Genomic DNA, 22,131 nt, shown 5'->3' with positions numbered 1-22,131 from the left:
CTGAAGCCGCTCCTACGGGACAGCGCAATGCGTGGCAAAAGCAGGTGATTGCAGGGCCCTACAAACGCGACGAGGCGCTCCCGGCAACGCCCATCGCGGCCGCAGCCGCCCCCACAAACACGTCCCGAAGGTGTTAGAGATGCCCTGAAGCTGCCGCTGCACATGCGGCCCTCGGCGCTGAGCAGCCCTGGAGCCACGGGAGGACGCGACAGCGCCCCCCCCCATCCGGCACCAATGCACCGACTGCCACCGATGCGGCGGCCTCCGAGCCGCAACCGGCGCTCCCCCGCCTCCTGCACAACGCGCGCGCAGGCCCTAAGATTGCCGCGCCTTCGACTACCCACCACACCCATGCACCCGACCCAGGACGCGGCTCCGCCGTCCATCAAGCAACCGCCGGTGCTGTTCGCCCGCACCCAGGCGGTGCTCGCCGAACTGACCCAGCACCTCGGCAGCCCGGTGATCAGCTACTGGAACAACCCGCGCGGTTCGGTTTGCGCCAGCGATGTGCTGGCGCTGTACGAATTGCTCGAGCGGCTGGGCCATCACCAGACCCTGTACCTGTTCCTGAAATCCGATGGCGGCAGCGGCCAGGTGTCGCTGCGCCTGGTCAGCCTGCTGCGCCAGCACTGCGACCGCCTGGTCGCGCTGGTCCCGCTGGAATGCGCCTCGGCGGCGACGATGATCACCCTCGGCGCCAACCAGATCCTGATGGGCCCCACCGCCTACCTGACCGCGGTGGACAGTTCGCTGCACCATGCGCTCTCGCCCATCGACCGCGACAACGACCGGGTCTCGGTGAGCCTGGACGAACTGACCCGGGTGATCCGGCTGTGGCGCGGCCAGCAGAGCGGGCAGGACGACAACGCCTACAAGCATCTGTTCAACTACGTGCACCCGCTGGTGATCGGCGCGGTGGATCGCGCCGAGTCGCTGTCGATCATGCTGTGCCGCGAACTGCTCTCGCACCACATCAGCGACGAAGCCACGGCCGAGCGCATCGCCGCCACGCTCAATGCCAAGTACCCTTCGCACAACTATCCGATCCTGCTCGCCGAAGCGCGCAAGATCGGCCTCAACGTGGACGCGATGCCGCCGCGGGTCAACACGCTGTTGCTGGAACTCAACCGGCTCTACAGCGAGATGGGACAGAAGGCGACCACCGACCTCGACGAGATCCGCGCGCACGGCAACGAGATCCTCAACATCTGGGAAGCCGACGGCCTGCAGGTCTACTTCCAGCAGGACAAGGACTGGTTCTACCGCAGCGAGGAGCGGCGCTGGATCACCATGAACGACAAGAGCAGCTGGCGCCGCATCGAACGGGTCAAGGGCAAGCTCAGGCGCAGCGTGATGCACGTGGCCTGAGTCTTCTCCGCAAGCTGCAAGGCGACCGCGGCGGACGCAGGCGCCGCCGCGGCGCGTACGGGCCCGGCGCCTGCGGAAACGGTCCCGCTACTTGCAGGCCTGGCCTTCCACGGTCATCTGCGCGGTGAACTGCGGCACCTGCGCGACCTTGCCGGCGGCCGCCTGCTGCCTGGCCTCTTCCAGGTAGATGCGCGACTGGCCCTGGCCGTCGCGCTCGGTGTTCAGCGCCACCGGCTTACGCCACACCCGCACCACCGCCTGCTGCGACGGACAGGCGGCGCTGGGCACGCGGATCAGGTCGTTGAACTTCCAGCCGGTGGCCTCGCTCGGCTTGGCCTGGTCGAACTCGACCAGCTTCGCGCGCGGCTGGCAGGTCGGGCTGCTGCGCACCGCGGCGAACCGGTAGGGCTGCGCCGCATCGCCGGTGTACTCGCCCTCGAAGCGCACGCAGGCCTCGGGGATCTGGCGGATGGTGTGGACCACGCCCACCGCCTGCGGCGCGCTGGCCGGGCGCTGCAGTTCCGGGGTCGGATCCGCGGCCACGGCGGCCAGCGGCGCCATGGCGCACAGGCCAATGGCCAGGATCGAGGCGCGGGCGCGCAGCCGCGGGGAAATCGTCGATTGCATCGGGTTGGCTCCTGGAAGCGATGCGCCACGCTGCCATGCGCAGACTGAACCGCACGCCAAAGTGAGACGCCACGCCTGATCGCTGGCGGCGGCACCGGGCCGGGCGCATACTCGCCGCGTTCAGGCCAGGTGACATTGCGATACGCACCAGCGGCGCGCGTTGTGGCCGCGGAGTCGTTGCATGCTTCAGCTCCTACGGTGTGATCCCACGGTATGTCCAGCGCTTGGGCGCCATCCACATCCTTGGGAGGGGTCATGCTGGAACGATATGCGGTCACCGTGGCACTGGCGTGCGCGGCTCTGGCGGTGCTCTACGGCATCGTCTCCACGCGCTGGATCCTGGCGCAACCCGCCGGCAACGAACGCATGCGGCAGATCGCCGATGCGATCCAGGAAGGCGCCCGCGCCTATCTCAACCGCCAATACCTGACCATCGCCATCGCCGGCGCGGTCCTGCTGGTGCTGGTCGGCGTGTTCCTGAGCTGGTACACCGCCGGCGGCTTCGCGATCGGCGCGGTGCTGTCCGGGGTCGCCGGCTACATCGGCATGAACCTGTCGGTGCGGGCCAACGTGCGCACCGCCGAGGCGGCGCGGCGCGGGCTGGCGCCAGCGATGGCGGTGGCGTTCCGCGGCGGCGCGATCACCGGCATGCTGGTGGTGGGGCTGGGCCTGATCGGGGTGGCCGGCTACTACGGCCTGCTGCAGTGGCTGGGCCACAGCGTGGGCGACAGCCTGCATGCGCTGGTCGGCCTGGCCTTCGGCAGTTCGCTGATCTCGATCTTCGCGCGCCTGGGCGGCGGCATCTTCACCAAGGGCGCCGACGTCGGCGCGGACCTGGTCGGCAAGGTCGAGGCCGGCATCCCCGAGGACGACCCGCGCAACCCGGCGGTGATCGCCGACAACGTCGGCGACAACGTCGGCGACTGCGCCGGCATGGCCGCCGACCTGTTCGAGACCTACGCAGTCACGGTGATCGCGACGATGCTGCTGGGCGGGCTGATGGCCGCCGAGGCCGGCCGTAACGCGGTGCTGTACCCGCTGGTGCTGGGCGGGGTGTCGATCGTCGCCTCGATCGTCGGCACCTTCTTCGTGCGGGTGCGCCCGGGCGGCTCGATCATGGGCGCGCTGTACAAGGGCGTGGTGGTCTCGGCGGTGCTGGCGGCGCTGGCGTTCTGGCCGGTCACCCAGCATCTGATGGGCGACACCGCCGCCGGCGCCGGCAAGCTCTACGGCTGCGCACTGATCGGCCTGGCGCTGACCGGGCTGATCGTGTGGATCACCGAGTACTACACCGGCACCCAGTACAAACCGGTGCAGCACGTGGCCGCGGCCAGCACCACCGGCCACGGCACCAACATCATCGCCGGGCTGGGCATCTCGATGAAGTCCACCGCGCTGCCGGTGATCGCGGTGTGCGCGGCGATCTGGGGCGCGTTCGCGCTGTCGGGCCTGTACGGCATCGCCATCGCCGCCACCGCGATGCTGTCGATGGCCGGCATGATCGTGGCGCTGGACGCGTACGGCCCGATCACCGACAACGCCGGCGGCATCGCCGAGATGGCGGAACTGCCACCGGAGGTGCGCGCGGTCACCGACCCGCTGGACGCGGTCGGCAACACCACCAAGGCGGTGACCAAGGGCTATGCGATCGGCTCGGCGGCGCTGGCGGCGCTGGTGCTGTTCGCCGACTACACCCACAACCTGCGCGCCGCCCACCCCACCGAGACCTTCGCCTTCGATCTGTCCGACCACACGGTGATCATCGGCCTGCTGATAGGCGGCCTGATCCCCTACCTGTTCGGCGCGATGGCGATGGAGGCGGTCGGCCGCGCCGCCGGCGCCGTGGTGGAGGAAGTCCGACGGCAGTTCCGCGAGATCCCCGGGATCATGCAGGGCACCGGCAAGCCGCAGTACGACCGCGCGGTGGACATGCTGACCCGCTCGGCGATCCGCGAGATGATCGTGCCATCGCTGCTGCCGGTGGCGGTGCCGATCGTGGTCGGGCTGCTGCTGGGCCCGCGCGCGCTCGGCGGCCTGCTGATCGGCACCATCGTCACCGGGCTGTTCGTGGCGATCTCCATGACCACCGGCGGCGGCGCCTGGGACAACGCCAAGAAGTACATCGAGGACGGCCACTTCGGCGGCAAGGGCAGCGAGGCGCACAAGGCCGCGGTCACCGGCGACACCGTCGGCGACCCGTACAAGGACACCGCCGGGCCGGCGATCAACCCGCTGATCAAGATCATCAACATCGTGGCGCTGCTGCTGGTGCCGCTGCTGTAGCCGCAGGCGACGGGCGTCGGCGGCATGCCGGCGCCCGCTGCGCAGGGTGCGCCGTGGCCTCAGGCTACAGGCAGTCGATCAGGCCGTCGTTGATGCTGCGCTTGCTGTGCGGCAGCGGCGCGAACAACGGACGCTCGCCCGACAGCGCCGCATACAGCGCGTGCAGCCGGGTCTGCGGCTGCAACGGCGTACGGCAGTGCCACAGCCGCGCGTCGACCACGACCTGGCCGGTGTCCGGGTCGATGCTGGCCTCGCTGGCGCCGAAGCTCCACAGGCACTCCCCGATCACCCCGTCGCGCTGGCGCACCGAGCAGCGGTAGCGCAGCGGCCGGTAATCGCTGTAGTCGCCTTCGCAGAAGGTGTCGCCGCAGAGCTGGTCGAAGTCGTCGGCCAGCCGCCGCTCCAGGTCGGCGAACGCTTCCTGGCCCTCGCCGGGCGCCGGGTAGTCCATCGCATCCACGTAGGCCGCCTGTGCCTGCTGCGCCTGCGCGCCACTGCAGGCCAGCACCAGCACCGCCAGCAACGGCAGCCGCGATCGCCGGAATCCGTTCATCGTCTTGCTCCTTGGGGGACAGTGGGCACAGGGTCGCCGTTGCCCGCTGCCGGCACCATCGGCGTGCGCCCCATGCGGACCGGTATGGAGTCCGAAACCGTTGTAGGAATTCTCCGCACCGCCGTGCGCTGCATTGCAACAGCCAACCGACTAGAATGCCTGCCTCTTTAGAAGCCACTCCACTGGAGCTAGCGCATGGGTCTGGAACTGGTCACCTCCGGCAAGAATCTGCCGGACGAAATCAACGTCGTCATCGAAATCCCCAAGGATTCCGAGCCGGTCAAGTACGAAGTGGACAAGGCCAGCGGCGCGATCTTCGTCGACCGCATCCTCTCCACCCCGATGCGCTACCCCTGCAACTACGGCTACGTGCCCAACACCCTGTGCGGCGACGGCGACCCGGCCGACGTGCTGGTGGTGCTGCCGCTGCCGCTGGTGCCCGGCTGCGTGGTGCGCTGCCGCCCGGTCGGCGTGCTGAAGATGAGCGACGAGGCCGGCAGCGACGAGAAGATCCTGGCGGTGCCGGTGGCCAAGGTGTTCCAGGGCTACGCGCACATCGAGGACATCACCCAGGTGTCGGGTCACTGGATGGAGCGCATCGGCCACTTCTTCGAGCACTACAAGGACCTGGAGAAGGGCAAGTGGGTCAAGCTCGACGGCTGGGGCAACGCCGAGGAAGCCAAGCGCATCCTGCGCGAGTCCGTGAGCCGCTTCGAAGCCGGCGCCTGAGCCGCCCGCCACGGCGGGGCGCTGCCGCCCCGCCGTGGCCGATCCGCTTCACGTTTTGCCGTTGCCGGGGCACCGCCCTTCGGGGTTTGCGGTACATTGCGCCATGGCATTACCGAGCCGGCTCCGTCCGCGACCCGGCTCTCCTTGGGGGACAGTCTCTTGCGCATCCTGTTCGTCGGCGACGAAGCCAGCCTTCCGTCCGCAGTCACTGAATATATTCGCGATCTCGGCGAGGACTGGCAGGTCCAGAGCGTCGCCGACGGCAATTCAGCCATCGCCGCGGCAGCCACGGTGCGCCTGGATGCGGTGATCGCCGCGCCGACGCTGCCGGACCTGACCACCGCCACCCTGCTCGGCCAGATCCGCACGCTGAGCCCGGAAACCATCCGCATCGCGCTGATCGAGGCCGAGCAGAGCAACCGTGCGCCGCCGGCGCGGATCATCGGCGTGGCGCATCGCTTCCTGCCGCTGCCGCTGTCCCCGGAGATGCTGCTGGAGGCGGTCACCAGCCTGGAGGAGCTGCAGGAGCTGCTAGGCAACCCGCGCCTGCGCTCCAGCATCGGCCGCATCGAAAAGCTGCCCTCGCCGCCGCATCTGTACCTGAGCCTGATGCACGCCCTGGAGCAGGACGAAGGCAGCAACGCCGCGGACCTGGCCAAGCTGGTCTCGGCCGACCCGGCGATCGCGGCCAAGGTGCTGCAGCTGTGCAATTCGGCGTTCTTCTCCAACGGCCGCACCATTTCCGACCTGCGCACCGCGGTGACCCGGCTGGGCACCGCCACCCTGCGCGACCTGGTCCTGGCCAGCGAAGTGTTCTCGGTGCAGGCGCTGTCCAATGCCGAGCGCAACGCGCTGCAGCATCGCTCGCTGCTGGCCTCCAAGCTGGCCTCGAAGATGCTGCCGACGTCCTGCGTCGAGTTGGGTTCGACCGCGGCGCTGCTGGCCGACATCGGCCTGCTGCTGCCGGGCGTGCGCGACGAGCGCGAGCCGGCCGCCGATGCCAACGACACCCGCCCCGGGCATGCCGAGGCCGGCGCCTACCTGCTCGGCCTGTGGGGCCTGCCGATGCCGATCATCGAGGCGGTGGCCTTCCATCGCCAGCCGCAGCGCTCCAGCAGCCGCAGTTTCTGGGTCACCGGCGCGGTGCACGTGGCGATGGCGCTGGCCAGCGGCTCGGAGGTCGACGAGGAGTACCTGGCCAAGACCGGCATGCTCAGCAAGTTGCCGACCTGGCGCGAGCAGGCCGAGAACCTGATGGGGCTGACCTCGGCGTAAGACCGACCGTGGTGCGCGCGCGCCGCCCGCTCGCGAGCGCACGCTCCAGGAAGTCGGCGAAGCGGGCGCCCTCGCGCACCGCTTGCTGCACCAGAGCCGGCCAGTCACTGCCCAGCCTGGTGAAGCTTGCGTTGCTCGTACACCTCGGCGATACGCTCGCATCGCGCCATGTCCAGCAAGGCCTCGTACACCGAGAGCGGATGTTGCAGGCCTTGCAGCGGCAGCACCGAACGCTGGTGCACTCGCGCCAACACGTATCCGCGGCATGCCCGGTGGTGGCACACCTCGCCAATCGCATAGGTGCGGCAGCTACAAGTGCAGTTGCCTGATGATTCATTCAGGCCGAGCTTGTCCGCTGCCGCGGCCAAGTTGACCGAGTCAAGCGTTAGGTGAGGCTTCGGTTTGTCGAGGTTGATGTCCGAAAATGGCAAGACACTTAGCGCGGCCGATGCCACATTTCGGCCACTCGTCCGCCTAAGGCAACACGTCATGAGCGCACCCGCTTTTTTCAGGTTTTTAGACCTTCATCGCACCCACACCCCCCTGTTAATCGCCAACGCTTGGGATGCCGTCAGCGCAGCACTCTGGCAACGGGCAGGCGCTCCAGCCATCGGTACCAGCAGCGCGGCTCTGGCTTGGGCTTGCGGCTATGCCGATGGCGGTGCACTACCACTCGATGCACTATTGCATCAGGTACGCGCCATTGCCCGTGTCTCGTCAGTTCCGGTCAGTATCGATCTGGAGGACGGCTATAGCGACGACCCGCACGCCGTGGCGGAGCTGGCGAAGGAAATCGCGGCCATCGGTGCGGTCGGGATCAATCTGGAAGATGGTGCAGGTACGCCCGAGCTATTGATGGAGAAGATCCGCATGGCCCGTCAGGCTCTCGGCGACACCCCCCTGTTCATCAATGCACGCACCGACGTTTACTTGGGCGGCCTCGCTTCCGGGCGTGATGGGGTGGACATGGCGATCCACCGCTTGTCTTGCTACCGGCGCGCAGGTGCAGACGGCGGCTTCGTGCCAGGCATCACCGCTATCAAGGACATTGCCGAAATCGCGGCAAGAGTCCCGATGCCGCTCAACGTAATGACCGTTCCCGGGCTACCGCCGCTGCAAGCGTTGCGCGAGGCCGGTGTGCGTCGGATCAGCGCCGGCCCGGCGCTGTTCCAGCACTCTTTCGGCACCGGCGTGGGCAGTGTCGAGAGCTTCCTGGCCGGCAACTTTTCCAGCGTGCCCCGCGCTGGCCTCGAGTACGCCAGCCTCAACCAACTACTTTCGTAGAACGGTAGCCGCCATGGACACGGTGACGCATTGCCCAGGCGGGCCGCTGCGCTCATACCAGACATCAAGGATGTTTCCCCCGACACCGGGCAAGGCGGCGCGGATCTTGAGGAAGACGTAGGCGCCATCGCGGCAGCCTCGACAACCCCAAACTTATCGGGTCAGCCGTATGCCTGTCTCCCTCAGCTGGGTGAAAAAAAGACGGGCCTTGCGGCCCGTCTTCGTGTCACGCAGACAACAACTGCATCAGAAGCGCTGGGTGTACTTCATGTACACGTAGCGACCGATGTCGAAGCCGCCGTAGTAGGCGAAGCTGCTGTCCGGGGCCGAGTACATCAGCGGACCGCGGTGGTCGAACACGTTGTTCGCACCGATGGCGATCGTCGCGTCCCACGGTGCCTTCCAGTTGACCTGCAGGTCGTGGAAGGTGTTGGCACCGGTGTGACGCAGCGGATCGGATTCGCCGTTGGCGAAGTGGTCCGGCGCATCGCAGTAGTCCGTGGCCAGCGAGATGCAGCTCTCCTTCATGCCGGAGTAGTAGCGCAGGGTGTAGTTCACACCGAAGTCGCCCATCGTCCAGTTCACGCCCAGGTTGGAGCGCACGCGGAAGATGCCCGGCTCGCCCACGCGACCGATCGTGATGTTGTCGCCCGCAGCGTTCTGGCCGGCTTCGTCGTACTTGCTGACGTAGCTGGTCTGCCAGTCGATCAGGATCTTGCCGAACGCCATTTCCGGCAGACGGTAGCGGATGCCCAGATCGTAGCCTTCGGTCTCCATCTGGCCGAGGTTGGCCACGCCGTAGGTCATCGCCGAGATGTGGCCGTCGGCGGCGCGGGTCACGCCGGCGCAGCGCTCGGCATTGCCCAGCACGTAGCAGTCGCGCAGGATGCGGTCCACGCTATCGGCGATGATCATGTCCTTGATCTCGTAGCGGTACCAATCCAGCGAGATGTCCAGGCCCTGCACCCAGCGCGGGCTCCACACCAGACCGGCGGTCTTGCTGGTGGAGGTTTCCGGCTTCAGGTTCGGGTTGGAGCCGCTGATGAACTCGTCCGGCGTCTGGCACGGATAGGTGGTGCACGGCACGTAGCCCTGGCCGAGCTGGGTGTAGCCGACCGGCACGCCGGCCGCGGAACACGCCGCATTGCCGTTGACGCTGTTCGGCGCGCCCACGCCGCACGGATCGACGTACGACTCGAAGCTGCTGCTCAGGCCGCCGTACAGATCGCTGATCGTCGGCGCGCGGAAGCCCTCGGCGTAGGTGCCGCGGACCAGCAGCTCGTCGATCGGCTTCCAGGTGAAGCCGAACTTGGAGTTCACCGTGTCGCCGAAGTTGCTGTAATCCGAGTAGCGGCTGGCCAGGTTCAGGGTCAGCTGCTTGGCGAACGGCATGTCGGCCAGGATCGGCACGTTCAACTCGAGGTAGAACTCGTCCAGATCGTAGCTGCCGGAGGTGGTCTTGGCGCCCAGGCCGGTGCTCTCACCCGACTGCGCGAAGGCGTCCGGCGAGAAGCGGCCTTCTTCCTTGCGGTGCTCGTAGCCGACCGCGATGCCGAGGTCGCCCGCCGGTAGCGTCGCCAGCGTGCCGCTCAGGTTGGCGGTGTAGCTGGTGGTCTTGGTCAGGCCGGTGTCGGTGAAGTACGGGAACAGGAAGGCCTGGGTGTCCGGATCGGCCAGCGAACCGGGGCCGGCCACGCCGTACGGCAGCAGCGGGTTCCACGGACGGCAGGTGCTCAGCGACACCGGCGCAGCGGCGGTGCCGCACTGGGCGACGCCGTTGGCGTTGATGAAGGACGAACCCAGCGCCTGGCGCGCCGCGATCAGGCTCATGTCGCCGTGACCGGTCTTGGTGCTCTCGTTACGGTTCCACAGCGCACCGACGTCCCAGTCCCAGGTCTTGTCGGCGAAGTCGAAGGAGCCGCTGATGGTCGGCGCGAAGCGCGTGGTCTTCAGCTTGCTCTCGGTGGTGCGCGGCACTTCCCACAGGCGGCGGCGGAAATCGATGTCCTGGCCGATCGGGTTGAACGCGCTGTCGCCGGCCAGCGGGGTGCCGAACGCGGCGGACTGGTACGGATAGCCGGCGATCTGCTGATCGGTGGTGCGCTCGTTGTAGAGCACGTCGGCGTTGAAGACGATCGAGTCGGTCAGGTCGTAGTTGGCGTTGGCGAACACCGACTTACGCTCGATGCCGGTCTGCACCATCATCTGCTGGTTGGCGTTGGCGCGCTCGGCCGCCGTCAGCGGGTGGTAGTCGGCCGGGTTGTTCGGGTTGCCGCCCTGGTTCAGGGTCTGCCACACCGCCACGTTCGGATCCGAGCAGTCCACGGTCAGCGGGTTGCACCAGCTGCCGTTCTGGCTGATCGGGCTCCAGCTGCCCGGGGTGGAGTTCGGGCCGCGGCTGCCGTCGCGGCTGAACCAACGGTTCTTGGCGAACACCGGATCCTGCTTGGAGTACTCGGCGGTCAGCGCCACGCCACCGCGCTCGCCCTGCGAGCCGATGGTGAAGGAGTACTGCGAGGTCTTGCCGTCGCCTTCGCCGAACTGGCCGAACTCGGCCGAGGCCTCGGCGCCGTCGAAGCGCTTGCGGGTGATGATGTTGACCACGCCGGCGATCGCGTCGGAGCCGTAGATCGACGAAGCGCCGTCCTTCAGCACTTCGATGCGCTCGATCGCCGCCATCGGGACCTGGCTCAGGTCCTGCAGGCCGGAGGTGGACGCGCCCAGGCGCTTGCCGTTCAGCAGCACCAGCGTACGTTCGGCACCGAGGTTGCGCAGGTCGACGTAGTAACCGCCGACGTTCTCGCCGGAAGCCAGCGCGTCGGCACGCGAGATCGCCGGGGAACCGGCCGAGGTCAGGTTCTGCAGCACGTCGGCGACCGAGGTGTAGCCCTGGCGCTCCAGTGCCTGGCGGTCCAGGGTCAGGATCGGCTGCTGGGTCTCGACGTCGGCGCTGCGGATGCGCGAACCGGTGATTTCGATCCGGTCCAGCGTGGTGGTGGACGAGGCGGCAGCTTCTTGCGCGCCGGCAATCGCCGGCGTCAACGCGATCGCGATGCTGGCGGGCAGCAAGCCCAGCCGCACTGCGGGAGTGCGAAGGTTCATCAATCTCTCCAGGGTAACGTTAGGGGCGTGTTAAGACGCCCTCGGCACGTTACGTTCCGGTGAGCGCGGCTGCTTTGCCGCTGTCGCCCGCAGACTTTGCCGATTCTGGCGGCACCATGGCCGCATGCCGATATTGCGAGGCGGAGACGCCGAAGCGTGCGCGGAAGGCCCGGGCGAAACTGCAGCAGTTGTCGAATCCGCTGGCGGCGGCGACCTCGCCGATCATCATCGTGGTGTCGCGCAGCAGGTCCGCCGCACGTTCCAGGCGCAGGCGCGCCGACAGTGCCTGCGGACTTTCCTCGTACAGGCTCTGGAACGTCTTGGACAGGTACCAACCGGAGAAGTTGGTCAGTTCGGCCAGTTCGCTGATCCGCACCACGCGGTCGCGATGGCCGTCCAGGTACAGCCGCGCGCGCTGCATGCGCCCGAACACCTGCCGCTTGCGCATCCGCGAGCGCCCGGGACAGCGCTGCACGCGGCGCGACAACTCGCCCTGCATGGAGGCCAGATGCAGCAGCACCGGCCGCATCGCCAACGCATCGCCGGGCCGCGCCGCCGCCTGCCGCCACAGCCGCAAGGCGGTGCGCGTCTCGCGCAGCGACAGCTCGCCGCGCCCGGTATACAAGGTCTCGTCGGCCATCCGCCCCAGGGCCTTCAGCGCCTCGCCGTCCAGGCTCAGGCCGATGCACAGGCCGTCGCGGTCGGTCTGCAGCAGCGGCCGCGAATCGCGTTCGAAGGCCAGCCACTGGCCGCGGCGCAGGGCGAAACGCCCCTCCTTGGCTTCGATCCAGGCGCTGCCGCGCAACTGCAGCCAGACCGTGAAGGCGTGTGCCGACGCCTGTACGCTGGCCAGGCGCGCCGCGCCCAGACAGGCCGGCCCCGCTGGCACGTCGTCGGCGTCCAGCACGAGTTGTTGTCCATGATCGACCAGGAAAGATTGCCGCATCCGAGCACCCGTTTGACGTAAACCGGTACGCAGTGTTTGCCGAATGTGGCGACAGGTCAGGAAGCCTTGGCGATATTTGTCCGAAATCGCCACGATGCCATTACGAACGACTTACGAAACTCATTTTTCTCGCCCGATCAACCACTTATGCGAGACCGTCGAGAACCATTCCGGCTGCTCGTGCATGCGAATGAAACCGATCTCGCTGCCGTCCTCGATCGCCAGGGCGACATAGACGTCGCCGCTGCGCGGGTCGATGCTGAAACCGTTGATGGCGCTGAAATGCTCGCGGTCCAGGCACACACTGGCATCGAGGCCGTCGTCGATCCGCGCCAGCCGGCTGGCGCACTCGCCGGTCTGGAACAGGTAATACACCGCGCCGCCGGGCCCCAGTGCCCAACTGCGGTAGCGCCACAGCGACGGCAGGCTGTCGTCCACGGCGCGCACGCTACCCAGGTCCAGGCTGGCATCGGCGCGCCACAGGCCGCTGCGCGCAAGCCGGGTGAACAGGATCTGCCCGTTGGCCGGATCGGTCCGGACCTGGGACACGTCCGGCAACGCGGCCAAGGGCCGCCAGGGCACCGCGCGCCGATCGTACAACTGCAGCCGGGTCCGCCCGTTCTCGCCCAGCAGGACCAGCAACTGGCCGGGGTCGGCGGTGTACAGCGCCTGCAGCGGCTCGCCGGCCGGCACCGGCAACGCCGCCACGCTGCCGGACTGCGGCCGGACCTCGTAGATCGCCGAGCGCCCCTGCGCATCGCGGCCGCTGACCAGCAGGGCCTGGCTGTCGGCCGACCAGAGCAGCGGCTGCCGGGTCTCCGGGCGCACGCCATCGATCAGCCGCAGCGAGGCAGGCTGGGTCACGTCGCCCCACCACAGCCCATAGCTGCCGTCGCGATCGGAGGTGAAGGCGAGCTGGCGCCCATCGGGCGCGATGCTCGGCTGTCCGTCGCGCCCGGTGGACGCGAACAGCCGCTGGCGCTCGCGCGGCGCGTCCACCGCCCGCATCGGGATGCGGTGCACGGCGAACTGCGGGCGCCGGTGCACGAAGGCCAGGCTGCCGCCGTCGTGGGCCAGGCGCGGTGCCTGCGCGTCGCTGATCCCCAGGTCGCGCAGGCGCCGGGTCTGGGTGTCCAGGCGGTACAGCCGGGTCTCGCCATCGACCCGGCGCCCGAACACGATGCCCTGCCCGTCGTGCACCCAGTCCCAGCCGCGGATCTCGGCGAATTCATGGGTCAGCGGCTCGGCGATGCCGCCTTCGGCCGGCACCCGCCACAGCCCGCCCATTTGCGGATTGCGCACGAAGGCGATCCATTTGCCGTCCGGCGAGTAGCGCGGCGCATAGTCGAAATCGCCGGCGGCGACCGGGTAATCCAATGCCCTCCAGCGTCCGCTGTCCAGATCCAGCACGCGGATGCCGCGTGCCGGCTGGCGCCCGTTCATGCTGCCGAACACCAGGCCATGTCCGTCCGGCGTCCAGTCGAAGCTGAGCAGTTCGCTGCCGTCGCAGCGCGCGACCTCGCGCGCGGGCGCGCGTCCGTCGGCCTGGACCAGCATGACCCGGCACTGCCGGTCGGCCCCGAGGCGGGCGAAGGCGATGCGCGTGCCGTCGGGCGACCAGGCCGGCAGACGGTCGGACTCGCCGCGGGCCGGGACGCCCAGCGAGCGCGGGGGCGTACTGCCGGCGGCACCGCTGGTCGGCTGCACCAGCAACTGCGTGCCGTCGCTGCCGGCGGGGCGGGCGGCATAGGCCACCTGCGTGCCGTCCGGAGACAGCGCCGGCTCGAGCTTGAACCCGGACATGGCGGTGATCAGCCGATAGGGCCGCTTGGGGCTGCCCAACACCCGCTCCTGTTCGGCGCTGTCGGCCGGCACCGCCGGATCGCGCGCGAACCACCACCAGACGGCCAGCGCCAGCACCAGCATCGCGGCTGCACCGGCCGCGGCCGCCAGCCACGGCGGCAGGCGCCGCCGCACCGCGGACACGGCGGCGGCCGGCGCACTGGCCGCGGCCGTGTCCGCGGGGGCGTGCGTGTCTACCGGGGAAGCCGACGCCGCGCCCGCCTCGGCCTCGACCTCGACATCGGGCAAGGCCTGCACCGGCGCCACCAGGCGGTAGCCGGACTTGGCCAGGGTCTCGATGTACACCGGCGCCTCGCCGCGCACGCCGGCGGCGAAGGCCTTGCGCAACTGGGTGATGGCCTGGGTCACCACATCGTTGGTCGGCTGCGTGTCCGGCCAGACCTGCGCCAGCAGGGTCTCGCGTTCCACCACCTGGCCCGGCTGCGCCAGCAACACGCGCAGCACGCCCATCACCTTGGGCGTGAGCCGTTGCGGCCGGCGCGCGCGCGGCGCGTGCACTTCCCGCAAGGACAGCAGCACCAGGCAATCGCCCACCTGCATCCGTTGCGGAAGCGTCGGTGGGGTGAACGATGAGGAAACCATGTTGGACAACGAAGAACGCCGTGAAAAAAGTGCCGCGGATGCGGCGGCGACGCGGCCACGCGTGGCAACGCTGCGGGAGCCAACGAGCAAACTCGGCAAAATGAGGCAGCGGATGCCGCCAAGCGCGGCTTGTCATCGGATTCTACTCTAGTCATCGCCGCCGCAAATCGCGACGACGCATTCAGGCTCTCTCTCCGCCGACGAAATTCACATAATCGCCTCATGACTGCGCGCCCCTGGGCGCGCTTTTTTTATCCCACGTTCACACTTTCATCTGCCGTGTGACGCTGAGTCCAATCAATCGCGACACCACCAAGGCGATATACATCACGCCGGCGAACTGTTCGATCATCACCAGCGCACGCGCGAACGGCTGCACCGGCACCACGTCGCTCAGGCCCACGCCCGAGAGCACGCTGAAGCTCAGATAAAGCAATTCCATCCAAGTCCGCGGCGAGGCCGCGTCCACTGCCGCGGTAAAACTGCCCGGCAGCCATTGCTGACAGACCGCGAAGACGAACGCGAATGCCCAGGCCAGCAGCGTGAAGGTGGCGCCGGCGGCATAGAGTTCGTCGCGGGTGACCACGTGATCCTGCAGCATGTAGGCGATCAGGCTGCCGGCGGTATAGAAGTACAGCAGGCTTTCCAGCAGTTGCGCCCAGGCGGCCATCGCCGGATTGCCCAGCAGGGCCGCGGCGATCGACAGCGCCACCGACGGCAACGCCAGGCAGCAGGCGATCCACAGCGCCGAGGGACCGCGGTTGACCACCCACAGGGCCAGCGCTAGCACCACGATGCCGAAGGCGCCGAACAGCGCGCGCCCGGCCGCGGTGTCCTCCATCCACGGATACAGCAGCACGCCGAGCAACTGCACGCCGAGCAGCAGCGCGGACGGATGGCGACGCAGCGCGAACGCATAGCGCAGCATGAGACATTCCCTGTGGCGACCAGCGCGCATCATAGACGCGTGCACGCAGGACGCGGTCGTCATGACCGCGGACGCGGGCTGCCATCGCCGTGCGCGCGTCGCACGGCAGGCGTGGCATCGTACAGGCGCGCACGGCCACCGCGACCGCCGTATCGGCGGTCGGCGCACAGCAGCGCCGACCGACCGCCGCAGGTCACTCGGCGCGGTACACCTGCGCACCGGTGGCGAGGAACTGCGCCGATTTCTCCGCCATGCCGGCCTGCAGGGCCGCCTCCGCGTCGACGCCGTGCTCGGCGGCGTAGTCGCGCACGTCCTGGGTGATCTTCATCGAACAGAAGTGTGGCCCGCACATCGAACAGAAGTGCGCCAGCTTGTGCGCGTCCTTGGGCAGGGTCTCGTCGTGGAACTCGCGCGCCTTCTCCGGGTCCAGGCCGAGATGGAACTGGTCGTCCCAGCGGAACTCGAAGCGCGCCTTGGACAAGGCGTTGTCGCGCACCTGCGCACCGGGGTGGCCCTTGGCCAGGTCCGCGGCGTGCGCGGCGATCTTGTAGGCCATGATGCCGTCGCGCACGTCGGCGCGGTTGGGCAGGCCCAGATGCTCCTTCGGCGTGACGTAGCACAGCATCGCGGTGCCGAACCAGCCGATCATCGCCGCGCCGATCGCCGAAGTGATGTGGTCGTAGCCCGGCGCGATGTCGGTGGTCAGCGGCCCCAGCGTGTAGAACGGCGCCTCGCCGCATTCGCGCAACTGCTTGTCCATGTTCTCCTTGATCAACTGCATCGGCACGTGGCCGGGGCCTTCGATCATGGTCTGCACGTCGTGCTTCCAGGCGATCCTGGTCAGCTCGCCCAGCGTCTCCAGTTCGCCGAACTGGGCGGCGTCGTTGGCGTCGGCGATGCAGCCGGGGCGCAGGCCGTCGCCGAGCGAGAAGGCCACGTCGTAGGCCTTCATGATTTCGCAGATGTCCTCGAAGTGGGTGTAGAGGAAATTCTCGCGATGATGCGCCAGGCACCACTTGGCCAGGATCGAGCCGCCGCGCGAGACGATGCCGGTGACGCGTTTTGCCGTCAGCGGCACGTAGCGCAGCAGCACCCCGGCATGGATGGTGAAGTAGTCCACGCCCTGCTCGGCCTGCTCGATCAGGGTGTCGCGGAAGATCTCCCAGGTCAGTTCCTCGGCGCGGCCGTCCACCTTCTCCAGCGCCTGGTAGATCGGCACGGTGCCGATCGGCACCGGCGAATTGCGCACGATCCATTCGCGGGTCTCGTGGATGTGCTTGCCGGTGGACAGGTCCATCACCGTGTCCCCGCCCCAGCGGATCGCCCACACCAGTTTCTCCACTTCCTCGGCGATGCCAGAACTGACCGCGCTGTTGCCGATGTTGGCGTTGATCTTGGTCAGGAAGTTGCGGCCGATGATCATCGGCTCGCTTTCCGGGTGGTTGATGTTGCACGGCAGGATGGCGCGGCCGCGGGCGATCTCGGCGCGCACGAACTCGGGCGTGATCTGCTGCGGGATGGCGGCGCCGAACGCCTCGCCGGGATGCTGCGCGCGCAGTTGCGCATCGCGCACCTCCTGCAGGCGCTGGTTCTCGCGGATCGCCACGAACTCCATCTCCGGGGTGACGATGCCGCGCCGCGCGTAGTGCATCTGGGTGACGTTGGCGCCGTCGCGGGCGCGCCGCGGCAGGCGCCGCGCGGGGAAGCGCACCGCCTGCAGGCGCGCGTCGTCCTCGCGCGCGCGGCCGAACTGCGAACTCAGCCCGGCCAGCGCCACGCTGTCGCCGCGCTCGGCGATCCAGGCCGCGCGCAGCGGCGCCAGGCCGGCGCCGAGATCGATCCGCGCCTGCGGGTCGGTATACGGCCCGGAGGTGTCGTAGACGGTGACCGGCGCGTTCTCCTCGCCGCCGAACACGGTGGGCGTGCGGGTCAGCGCGATCTCGCGCATCGGCACCTGCAGGTCGGCGCGGGAGCCCTGCACGAAGATCTTGCGCGAGCCGGGAATCGGGCGGGTCACCGCCGCGGACAAGGTGTCGGTCTGCTGTTGCAGCGGGTTGGGTACGGCGTTCATCGGCATTCGTCCTGGTTCGGGTGACCCGCGGGAAGCGCGGGACGGCTGCGAGCGGACTCGCATCTCGGACGAAGCGGCGGCGCGGGCCCGCCACGGACACGCACGCGCGCCACAGCGGACTTGCGAAGCTTCCCTACGCCGGTATTAACCGGATCAGGTTCGAAGGGACTGTCTCAACCGCGGCCTGCGCCGACGGTACCCCCGCTTCTGCGGCTATTAGACCCGTTTCCGCCGCAGGGCGCCAATCGGCGCGAGCTGAATGCCGGCACAGCCGCGGTGCGCATGTGTCAGCACCGCCACACGCCGCGCCGCCGGCGACAAACCGCGGCCACGTCGCCGGCCTAGGCTGCGCGGACAAGAATCAGGGCTCTCTCTCTCATCGCCGTCGGCCCTGCCGGCGGCATTTTTTTTGCAAGCGCGTGCGCAGGCTCATTCCAGCACGTAGGCCACGCGCACCCCGCCCCAGTGGCGCCTGCGCACATGCACCGGCACCGACAGGTCGAACAGGATCTGCCCGGTGTCGCGCCGGTACACCTGCAGCAGGTACGGCTCGGTGTGGCGGCCGACGTTGCGGCCGACCCGGTCGGCGAAGATGCGCTTGGTGCGGTTGCCGACCAGGTCGCGTGCGCGGTCGCCGCTGAGCGGCTGGCTGAAACGCAGGTTGTGGGTCGGCACGTAGCCGTCGACGTTCGCGCTGATCGCGAACACGATCCACGGATGCGCGGCCAGCAGTGGCTCCTGCAACGGCGGCAACAGCTCGTCGCACAGCGCGTCGAAGGCGGTGCGGTACTTGGGCGGGTCGATGCCGGGGATCGGGACATAGTCGGTGGAGAACAGCGCGTCCTCGCCGATGCGCCCGCGCGCGAGCGCCGTCTCGAACGCCTGGCCGATGCTGGCCGCGGCGGCCTGGGCCAGGTCGCGCACGCGCGCATGCCGCGGCTGGCGCATCGGATCGGCGGGCAGGCGGAACAGGTTCACGCAGTCGTGCAGGGTCTCGCTGCCGGCCGCCAGGTCGGCGCTGCGCTGCACCACCCGCGCGGCATGTTCCAGGTTGCTGCGGCTGAGCCCGACCGCGTGCTCGACGGCGCGGTCGATGCCGCCGATCTCCCCGCTCTGCGTGGCGATGCGACCGGCCACCGCGTCCATCGCCGCGCTGGCGCGGCCGAGCAGCTCGCCGATGCCGCCCAGCACCTGCTCGGTGCGCTGCGCCGAGGCGGCGCTGTCCTGCAGCGCGGCGCCGGTCTCGCCGATGATGCCGCGCACGTCGCGCGCCGCGGTGGCGGCACGGTCGGCCAGTTGCCGGATCTCGGTGGCCACCACCGCGAAGCCGCGTCCGGCCGGGCCGGCGTGCACCGCTTCGATGCTGGCGTTGATCGAGAGGATATTGGTCTGGAACGCGACCGCATCGATCACCTCGATCACCTGGTTGGCGCGTGCCGAACGCCGCGCCACCTCCTGCATCGCCTGGCCCAGGCTGCGCGCCGCTTCCACGCCCTGGCGCGCGCTGTCGTCGGCGCTGGCCGCCACCGCGATCACCGCGCGCAGGTCGCGGTCCATCTCGTGCAGGCCCTGCAGCAATTGCCGGGTGCTGGCGAGCACCGTCTGCAGCGCGTCCAACTGGGTCTGCGATTGCCGCGCCAGTTCGTCGTTCTCGGCGACCACGTGCGGTACGTCGGCGGCGATCTGCAGCGACAGCGCCACCGCCTGGCGGATGGCCTCGGCCAGGTTGCCGAAACCGGCCGACAGGCGCCGGCCCGGCATCGCCTCGGTTTCCTGCGCCGACAGCGGCGTCTGCAGTCCCAGGTCCAGATCGCAGCCGGTCAGCCGCTCGCCGACCCGATCCAGCAGCGCCTGCGCCGCCGCGCCCTCCTGGATCCGCTGCGCCAGCGCCTGCAGCGCGGGGCTGATCGCGCCCTGCGCCTGGCCGGCGCCGAGCAGGGCGACGTCGCGCAACAGCGCCGCGGTTTCCGGGTGCGGCAGCGACAGCAACCAGCCCTGGCCGCCATGATCGCGGTCGCGCTGGTAACGCACGCGACGCGTGGGGTCGGTACCCGGTGCCTGCCAACTGCCCTCGGCCTCGACCAGGGCGGCCAGCGGCAGGCCCCAGATCGCCTCGCTGGCGGCGCCGAGCAGGGTCTCGGCCGGCACGCCCAGCAGGTCCAGGGCGGCCCGGTTGGCGGCGCTCACGCGGCCACCGGGGTCCAACCGCAACAAGGCGATCGGGGCATCCGGCAAACCGGCCGCAGGCGCGGTATCGGCATCGGGACTGCGTGAGAACAAGGCCATCGGCGTCTCCCTCGTTGCTGCGGGCATGGTATCGGCTTGCCCCCTGCCGTCGCAGCCATCGCGCCCGCAACCGGGATCGCCGTCATGGGCCGGCCCCGACGCACCGCGCCGAGGCGACCCTGCGGTGCACGATCGGGGTCCGGATCGCGCGCACCGGCCGCATCACGTCGCTGCTGGCGCCCTGCTGTTCCGGGTCCAGGGCACCCGGCCCTGGGATCCGGCGTTTTCCTCAGTAGCCAGCCGCCTGCCCATCCTTGCGGCTTTCCGAGGCCCCGTAGTACACGCCGCTGTCCGGGTCGCGGGCGATCGCCTGGTAGCCGCCGTAGGGGCCGTCGGCGAAGATCACCCGGTGGCCCTTGCGCATCAGTTCGCGGATGGTGTCATAGGAGAAGCCGGTCTCCAGGTTCAGCTCGCCGCCGTCGCGCATCGCCGTGGCCTGCCCGGTCGGCTCGGTGGAGCCGTCGTGCTGGATCCGCGGCGCGTCGCCGGCCTCCTGCAGGTTCATGTGGAAATCGATCAGGTTCATCAGGATCTGCACGTGACCCTGCGGCTGCATCGCCCCGCCCATCACCCCGAAGCTCAGCCACGGCTTGCCGTCCTTGGTCACGAACGCGGGGATGATGGTCTGGAACGGACGCTTGCCCGGCGCGTAGCCGTTGGGATGGTCCTTCTGCAGCACGAACATCTCGCCACGGTCCTGCAGGATGAAGCCCAGCCCCGGCGGCGCCATGCCGCTGCCCATGCCGCGGTAGTTGGACTGGATCAGCGACACCATCATGCCGTCGGCGTCGGCCACGGTCAGGTAGATGGTGTCGCCCTCCTCCAGTTGCTTCGGGGTGCCCGGCTGCACTTCCTTGAGCGCGCGGTCCATCGAGATCAGCGCGCGCCGCTGCGCGGCATAGTCCTTGGAGATCAGCCGCGCCAGCGGCGCCGGCTGGAACGCCGGATCGGCGTAGAACCGCGCGCGGTCGGCGAAGGCCAGCTTCTTGGCCTCGGTGAACAGGTGCACGTGCTCGGCCGAGCCGAACGGGATCTTCGAGAAATCGTAGCCTTCCAGGATGTTGAGCATCTGCAGCGCGGCGATGCCCTGGCTGTTGGGCGGCAGTTCCCACACGTCGTAGCCGCGGTAGTTGGTGGACACCGGCTCGACCCATTCGCCGTGGTGGCTTGCCAGGTCCTCATAGCGCAGGAACCCGCCATTGGCCTTGAAGTAGGCGTCGATGGTGCGCGCGATCGGCCCCTTGTAGAACGCGTCGCGGCCGCCATCGGCGACTTGCTGCAAAGTGTTGGCGAGGTTCGGGTTCTTCCACAGCTCGCCCTTGCGCGGGGCGCGGCCGTCGATGGTGAACTGCTCCTTGAAGCCGGGGTACTGCGACAGGCGCGGCACCGAACGGTCCCAGTAGTAGGCGATGGTCTCGGCGACCGGATGGCCGTCGCGGGCGTAGCGGATCGCCGGCGCCAGGTTCTGCGCCATGCTGCGGCGGCCGAAGCGGTCGTGCAGCGCGAACCAGCCGTCGACCGCACCCGGCACCGACACCGGCAGCGGGCCGGTCGGCGGAATCTCCTTCAGCCCGCGGCGCTGGAACTCGGCCAGGGTCAGCGCCTTCGGCGAGCGCCCGGAGCCGTTGTAGCCATAGAGTTTCTGCGTCTTCGGGTCCCAGACGATGGCGAACAGGTCGCCGCCGACGCCGTTGCCGGTCGGCTCCATCAGCCCCAGCGCGGCATTGGCGGCGATCGCCGCATCCACCGCCGAGCCGCCGTCGCGCAGGGTGTCCAGCGCGATCTGCGTGGCCAGCGGCTGCGAGGTGGCGGCCATGGCGTGCGGGGCGATCACTTCCGAGCGGGTCGCGAACGGCTGGCCGGTGATGCGGTCAGCGGCCTGCGCCGGCACGGCCGCCGCCAGGGCCAGCGCGAGCGCCAGGCGCGCCATGGAAGGAAGCGAAACGGACATGCGCGGCTCTCCGGGAACGGGGACGCCCACCGTACCCGAGTACGGCCGACGGCGCCGCGCACGCGTGCACATCGCGGCATCGGCCATGACCGGATTTCCGCGCAATCGAGCGTTCACGCCGCCTGCGCCGCCTCCGTTTCATGCGTAACCATGCAGCGCTGGCGCGGCTTTCGGCACATTCGCCCACGTCGGCCCGCAACACAGTTGACAGTCGCGCAAAGCCCATGTTTATCTCGCTGCATGTTGCAGCGCCACACCCGCCCGAAGTCGACCCGCCAGCCCG

The 22,131-nt window shown here is 69.1% G+C and carries 15 protein-coding genes and 1 riboswitch; of the genes, 5 read left to right on the top strand and 10 right to left on the bottom strand.

From position 1 onward, the window contains the following. The first annotated feature begins 351 nt into the window (after positions 1-351). The gene (locus NKJ47_RS05540) at positions 352-1,368 is read left to right on the top strand and encodes a hypothetical protein (protein ID WP_254460514.1); all 1,017 of its coding nucleotides are present in this window, start codon (positions 352-354) and stop codon (positions 1,366-1,368) included. A gap of 87 nt (positions 1,369-1,455) precedes the next feature. On the opposite strand, the gene NKJ47_RS05535 is transcribed toward NKJ47_RS05540, so the two are convergent. After that, complete coding sequence (locus NKJ47_RS05535; protein WP_429002520.1) at positions 1,456-1,929, bottom strand: hypothetical protein; 474 nt, start codon at positions 1,927-1,929, stop codon at positions 1,456-1,458. A gap of 321 nt (positions 1,930-2,250) precedes the next feature. Here NKJ47_RS05535 and NKJ47_RS05530 point away from each other — a divergent pair, with 321 nt between their 5' ends. Further along, entirely contained in the window at positions 2,251-4,278 is a 2,028-nt protein-coding gene (locus NKJ47_RS05530) for a sodium-translocating pyrophosphatase (RefSeq protein WP_254460512.1), read from the top strand. A gap of 64 nt (positions 4,279-4,342) precedes the next feature. On the opposite strand, the gene NKJ47_RS05525 is transcribed toward NKJ47_RS05530, so the two are convergent. After that, a complete protein-coding gene (locus NKJ47_RS05525) occupies positions 4,343-4,831 on the bottom strand; it encodes a hypothetical protein (RefSeq protein WP_254460511.1) in 489 nt (162 codons plus the stop codon). A 195-nt stretch (positions 4,832-5,026) separates the two neighbouring features. Between NKJ47_RS05525 and ppa the strand changes: the two genes are divergently transcribed. Both ppa and NKJ47_RS05515 read left to right on the top strand, forming a co-directional pair. Continuing rightward, on the top strand, positions 5,027-5,560 hold the full coding sequence (gene ppa / locus NKJ47_RS05520) for an inorganic diphosphatase (protein WP_254460510.1): 534 nt from the start codon (positions 5,027-5,029) through the stop codon (positions 5,558-5,560). 159 nt (positions 5,561-5,719) lie between these two features. Then, positions 5,720-6,835 (top strand): HDOD domain-containing protein, encoded by a 1,116-nt coding sequence (locus NKJ47_RS05515; protein ID WP_254460509.1) that lies wholly within the window; start codon positions 5,720-5,722, stop codon positions 6,833-6,835. A 104-nt stretch (positions 6,836-6,939) separates the two neighbouring features. On the opposite strand, the gene NKJ47_RS20705 is transcribed toward NKJ47_RS05515, so the two are convergent. Beyond that, positions 6,940-7,290: a hypothetical protein gene (locus tag NKJ47_RS20705; RefSeq protein WP_302329808.1), complete on the bottom strand. Its 351-nt coding sequence runs from the start codon at positions 7,288-7,290 to the stop codon at positions 6,940-6,942. Positions 7,291-7,324: 34 nt separating this feature from the next. Here NKJ47_RS20705 and NKJ47_RS05505 point away from each other — a divergent pair, with 34 nt between their 5' ends. Continuing rightward, positions 7,325-8,119 carry an isocitrate lyase/PEP mutase family protein gene (locus tag NKJ47_RS05505; protein WP_254460508.1) on the top strand — a complete coding sequence of 265 codons (795 nt, stop codon included), beginning with the start codon at positions 7,325-7,327 and terminating at the stop codon, positions 8,117-8,119. A gap of 246 nt (positions 8,120-8,365) precedes the next feature. Here the strand turns inward: NKJ47_RS05505 and NKJ47_RS05500 are convergent, their stop codons facing one another. The 7 genes from NKJ47_RS05500 to ggt form a co-directional block, all read right to left on the bottom strand. Further along, positions 8,366-11,221 carry a TonB-dependent receptor gene (locus NKJ47_RS05500; protein ID WP_254460507.1) on the bottom strand — a complete coding sequence of 952 codons (2,856 nt, stop codon included), beginning with the start codon at positions 11,219-11,221 and terminating at the stop codon, positions 8,366-8,368. Positions 11,222-11,270: 49 nt separating this feature from the next. Then, positions 11,271-12,167: a helix-turn-helix transcriptional regulator gene (locus tag NKJ47_RS05495; protein ID WP_254461350.1), complete on the bottom strand. Its 897-nt coding sequence runs from the start codon at positions 12,165-12,167 to the stop codon at positions 11,271-11,273. 120 nt (positions 12,168-12,287) lie between these two features. After that, positions 12,288-14,612, bottom strand: a complete 2,325-nt coding sequence (locus NKJ47_RS05490; RefSeq protein ID WP_254460506.1) for a winged helix-turn-helix domain-containing protein — start codon at positions 14,610-14,612, stop codon at positions 12,288-12,290. Between the two features lie 262 nt (positions 14,613-14,874). Beyond that, a complete protein-coding gene (locus tag NKJ47_RS05485) occupies positions 14,875-15,540 on the bottom strand; it encodes an ion channel (RefSeq protein WP_254460505.1) in 666 nt (221 codons plus the stop codon). A gap of 193 nt (positions 15,541-15,733) precedes the next feature. Then, entirely contained in the window at positions 15,734-17,611 is a 1,878-nt protein-coding gene (gene thiC / locus NKJ47_RS05480) for a phosphomethylpyrimidine synthase ThiC (RefSeq protein WP_254460504.1), read from the bottom strand. A 112-nt stretch (positions 17,612-17,723) separates the two neighbouring features. Then, positions 17,724-17,824, bottom strand: a riboswitch (TPP riboswitch). Positions 17,825-18,040: 216 nt separating this feature from the next. After that, positions 18,041-19,897: a methyl-accepting chemotaxis protein gene (locus tag NKJ47_RS05475; RefSeq protein ID WP_254460503.1), complete on the bottom strand. Its 1,857-nt coding sequence runs from the start codon at positions 19,895-19,897 to the stop codon at positions 18,041-18,043. Between the two features lie 229 nt (positions 19,898-20,126). Continuing rightward, the gene (gene ggt / locus NKJ47_RS05470) at positions 20,127-21,848 is read right to left on the bottom strand and encodes a gamma-glutamyltransferase (RefSeq protein ID WP_429002494.1); all 1,722 of its coding nucleotides are present in this window, start codon (positions 21,846-21,848) and stop codon (positions 20,127-20,129) included. Positions 21,849-22,131: the final 283 nt, after the last annotated feature.

Origin of the sequence: Xanthomonas sacchari, from assembly GCF_024266585.1 — a bacterium.
Taxonomy (GTDB): Bacteria; Pseudomonadota; Gammaproteobacteria; order Xanthomonadales; family Xanthomonadaceae; genus Xanthomonas_A; species Xanthomonas_A sacchari_C.
This window is presented reverse-complemented; position numbering and strand designations above follow the sequence as displayed.

What these genes read in the sequence shown, in the direction of transcription:
- NKJ47_RS05540 (WP_254460514.1), top strand. Translation starts at nt 352, where the DNA reads ATGCACCCGACCCAGGACGCGGCTCCGCCGTCCATCAAGCAACCGCCG.
- NKJ47_RS05535 (WP_429002520.1), bottom strand. Translation starts at nt 1,929, where the DNA reads ATGGCGCCGCTGGCCGCCGTGGCCGCGGATCCGACCCCGGAACTGCAG.
- NKJ47_RS05530 (WP_254460512.1), top strand. Translation starts at nt 2,251, where the DNA reads ATGCTGGAACGATATGCGGTCACCGTGGCACTGGCGTGCGCGGCTCTG.
- NKJ47_RS05525 (WP_254460511.1), bottom strand. Translation starts at nt 4,831, where the DNA reads ATGAACGGATTCCGGCGATCGCGGCTGCCGTTGCTGGCGGTGCTGGTG.
- ppa (WP_254460510.1), top strand. Translation starts at nt 5,027, where the DNA reads ATGGGTCTGGAACTGGTCACCTCCGGCAAGAATCTGCCGGACGAAATC.
- NKJ47_RS05505 (WP_254460508.1), top strand. Translation starts at nt 7,325, where the DNA reads ATGAGCGCACCCGCTTTTTTCAGGTTTTTAGACCTTCATCGCACCCAC.
- NKJ47_RS05500 (WP_254460507.1), bottom strand. Translation starts at nt 11,221, where the DNA reads ATGAACCTTCGCACTCCCGCAGTGCGGCTGGGCTTGCTGCCCGCCAGC.
- NKJ47_RS05495 (WP_254461350.1), bottom strand. Translation starts at nt 12,167, where the DNA reads ATGCGGCAATCTTTCCTGGTCGATCATGGACAACAACTCGTGCTGGAC.
- NKJ47_RS05490 (WP_254460506.1), bottom strand. Translation starts at nt 14,612, where the DNA reads ATGGTTTCCTCATCGTTCACCCCACCGACGCTTCCGCAACGGATGCAG.
- NKJ47_RS05485 (WP_254460505.1), bottom strand. Translation starts at nt 15,540, where the DNA reads ATGCTGCGCTATGCGTTCGCGCTGCGTCGCCATCCGTCCGCGCTGCTG.
- thiC (WP_254460504.1), bottom strand. Translation starts at nt 17,611, where the DNA reads ATGAACGCCGTACCCAACCCGCTGCAACAGCAGACCGACACCTTGTCC.
- NKJ47_RS05475 (WP_254460503.1), bottom strand. Translation starts at nt 19,897, where the DNA reads ATGGCCTTGTTCTCACGCAGTCCCGATGCCGATACCGCGCCTGCGGCC.
- ggt (WP_429002494.1), bottom strand. Translation starts at nt 21,848, where the DNA reads ATGTCCGTTTCGCTTCCTTCCATGGCGCGCCTGGCGCTCGCGCTGGCC.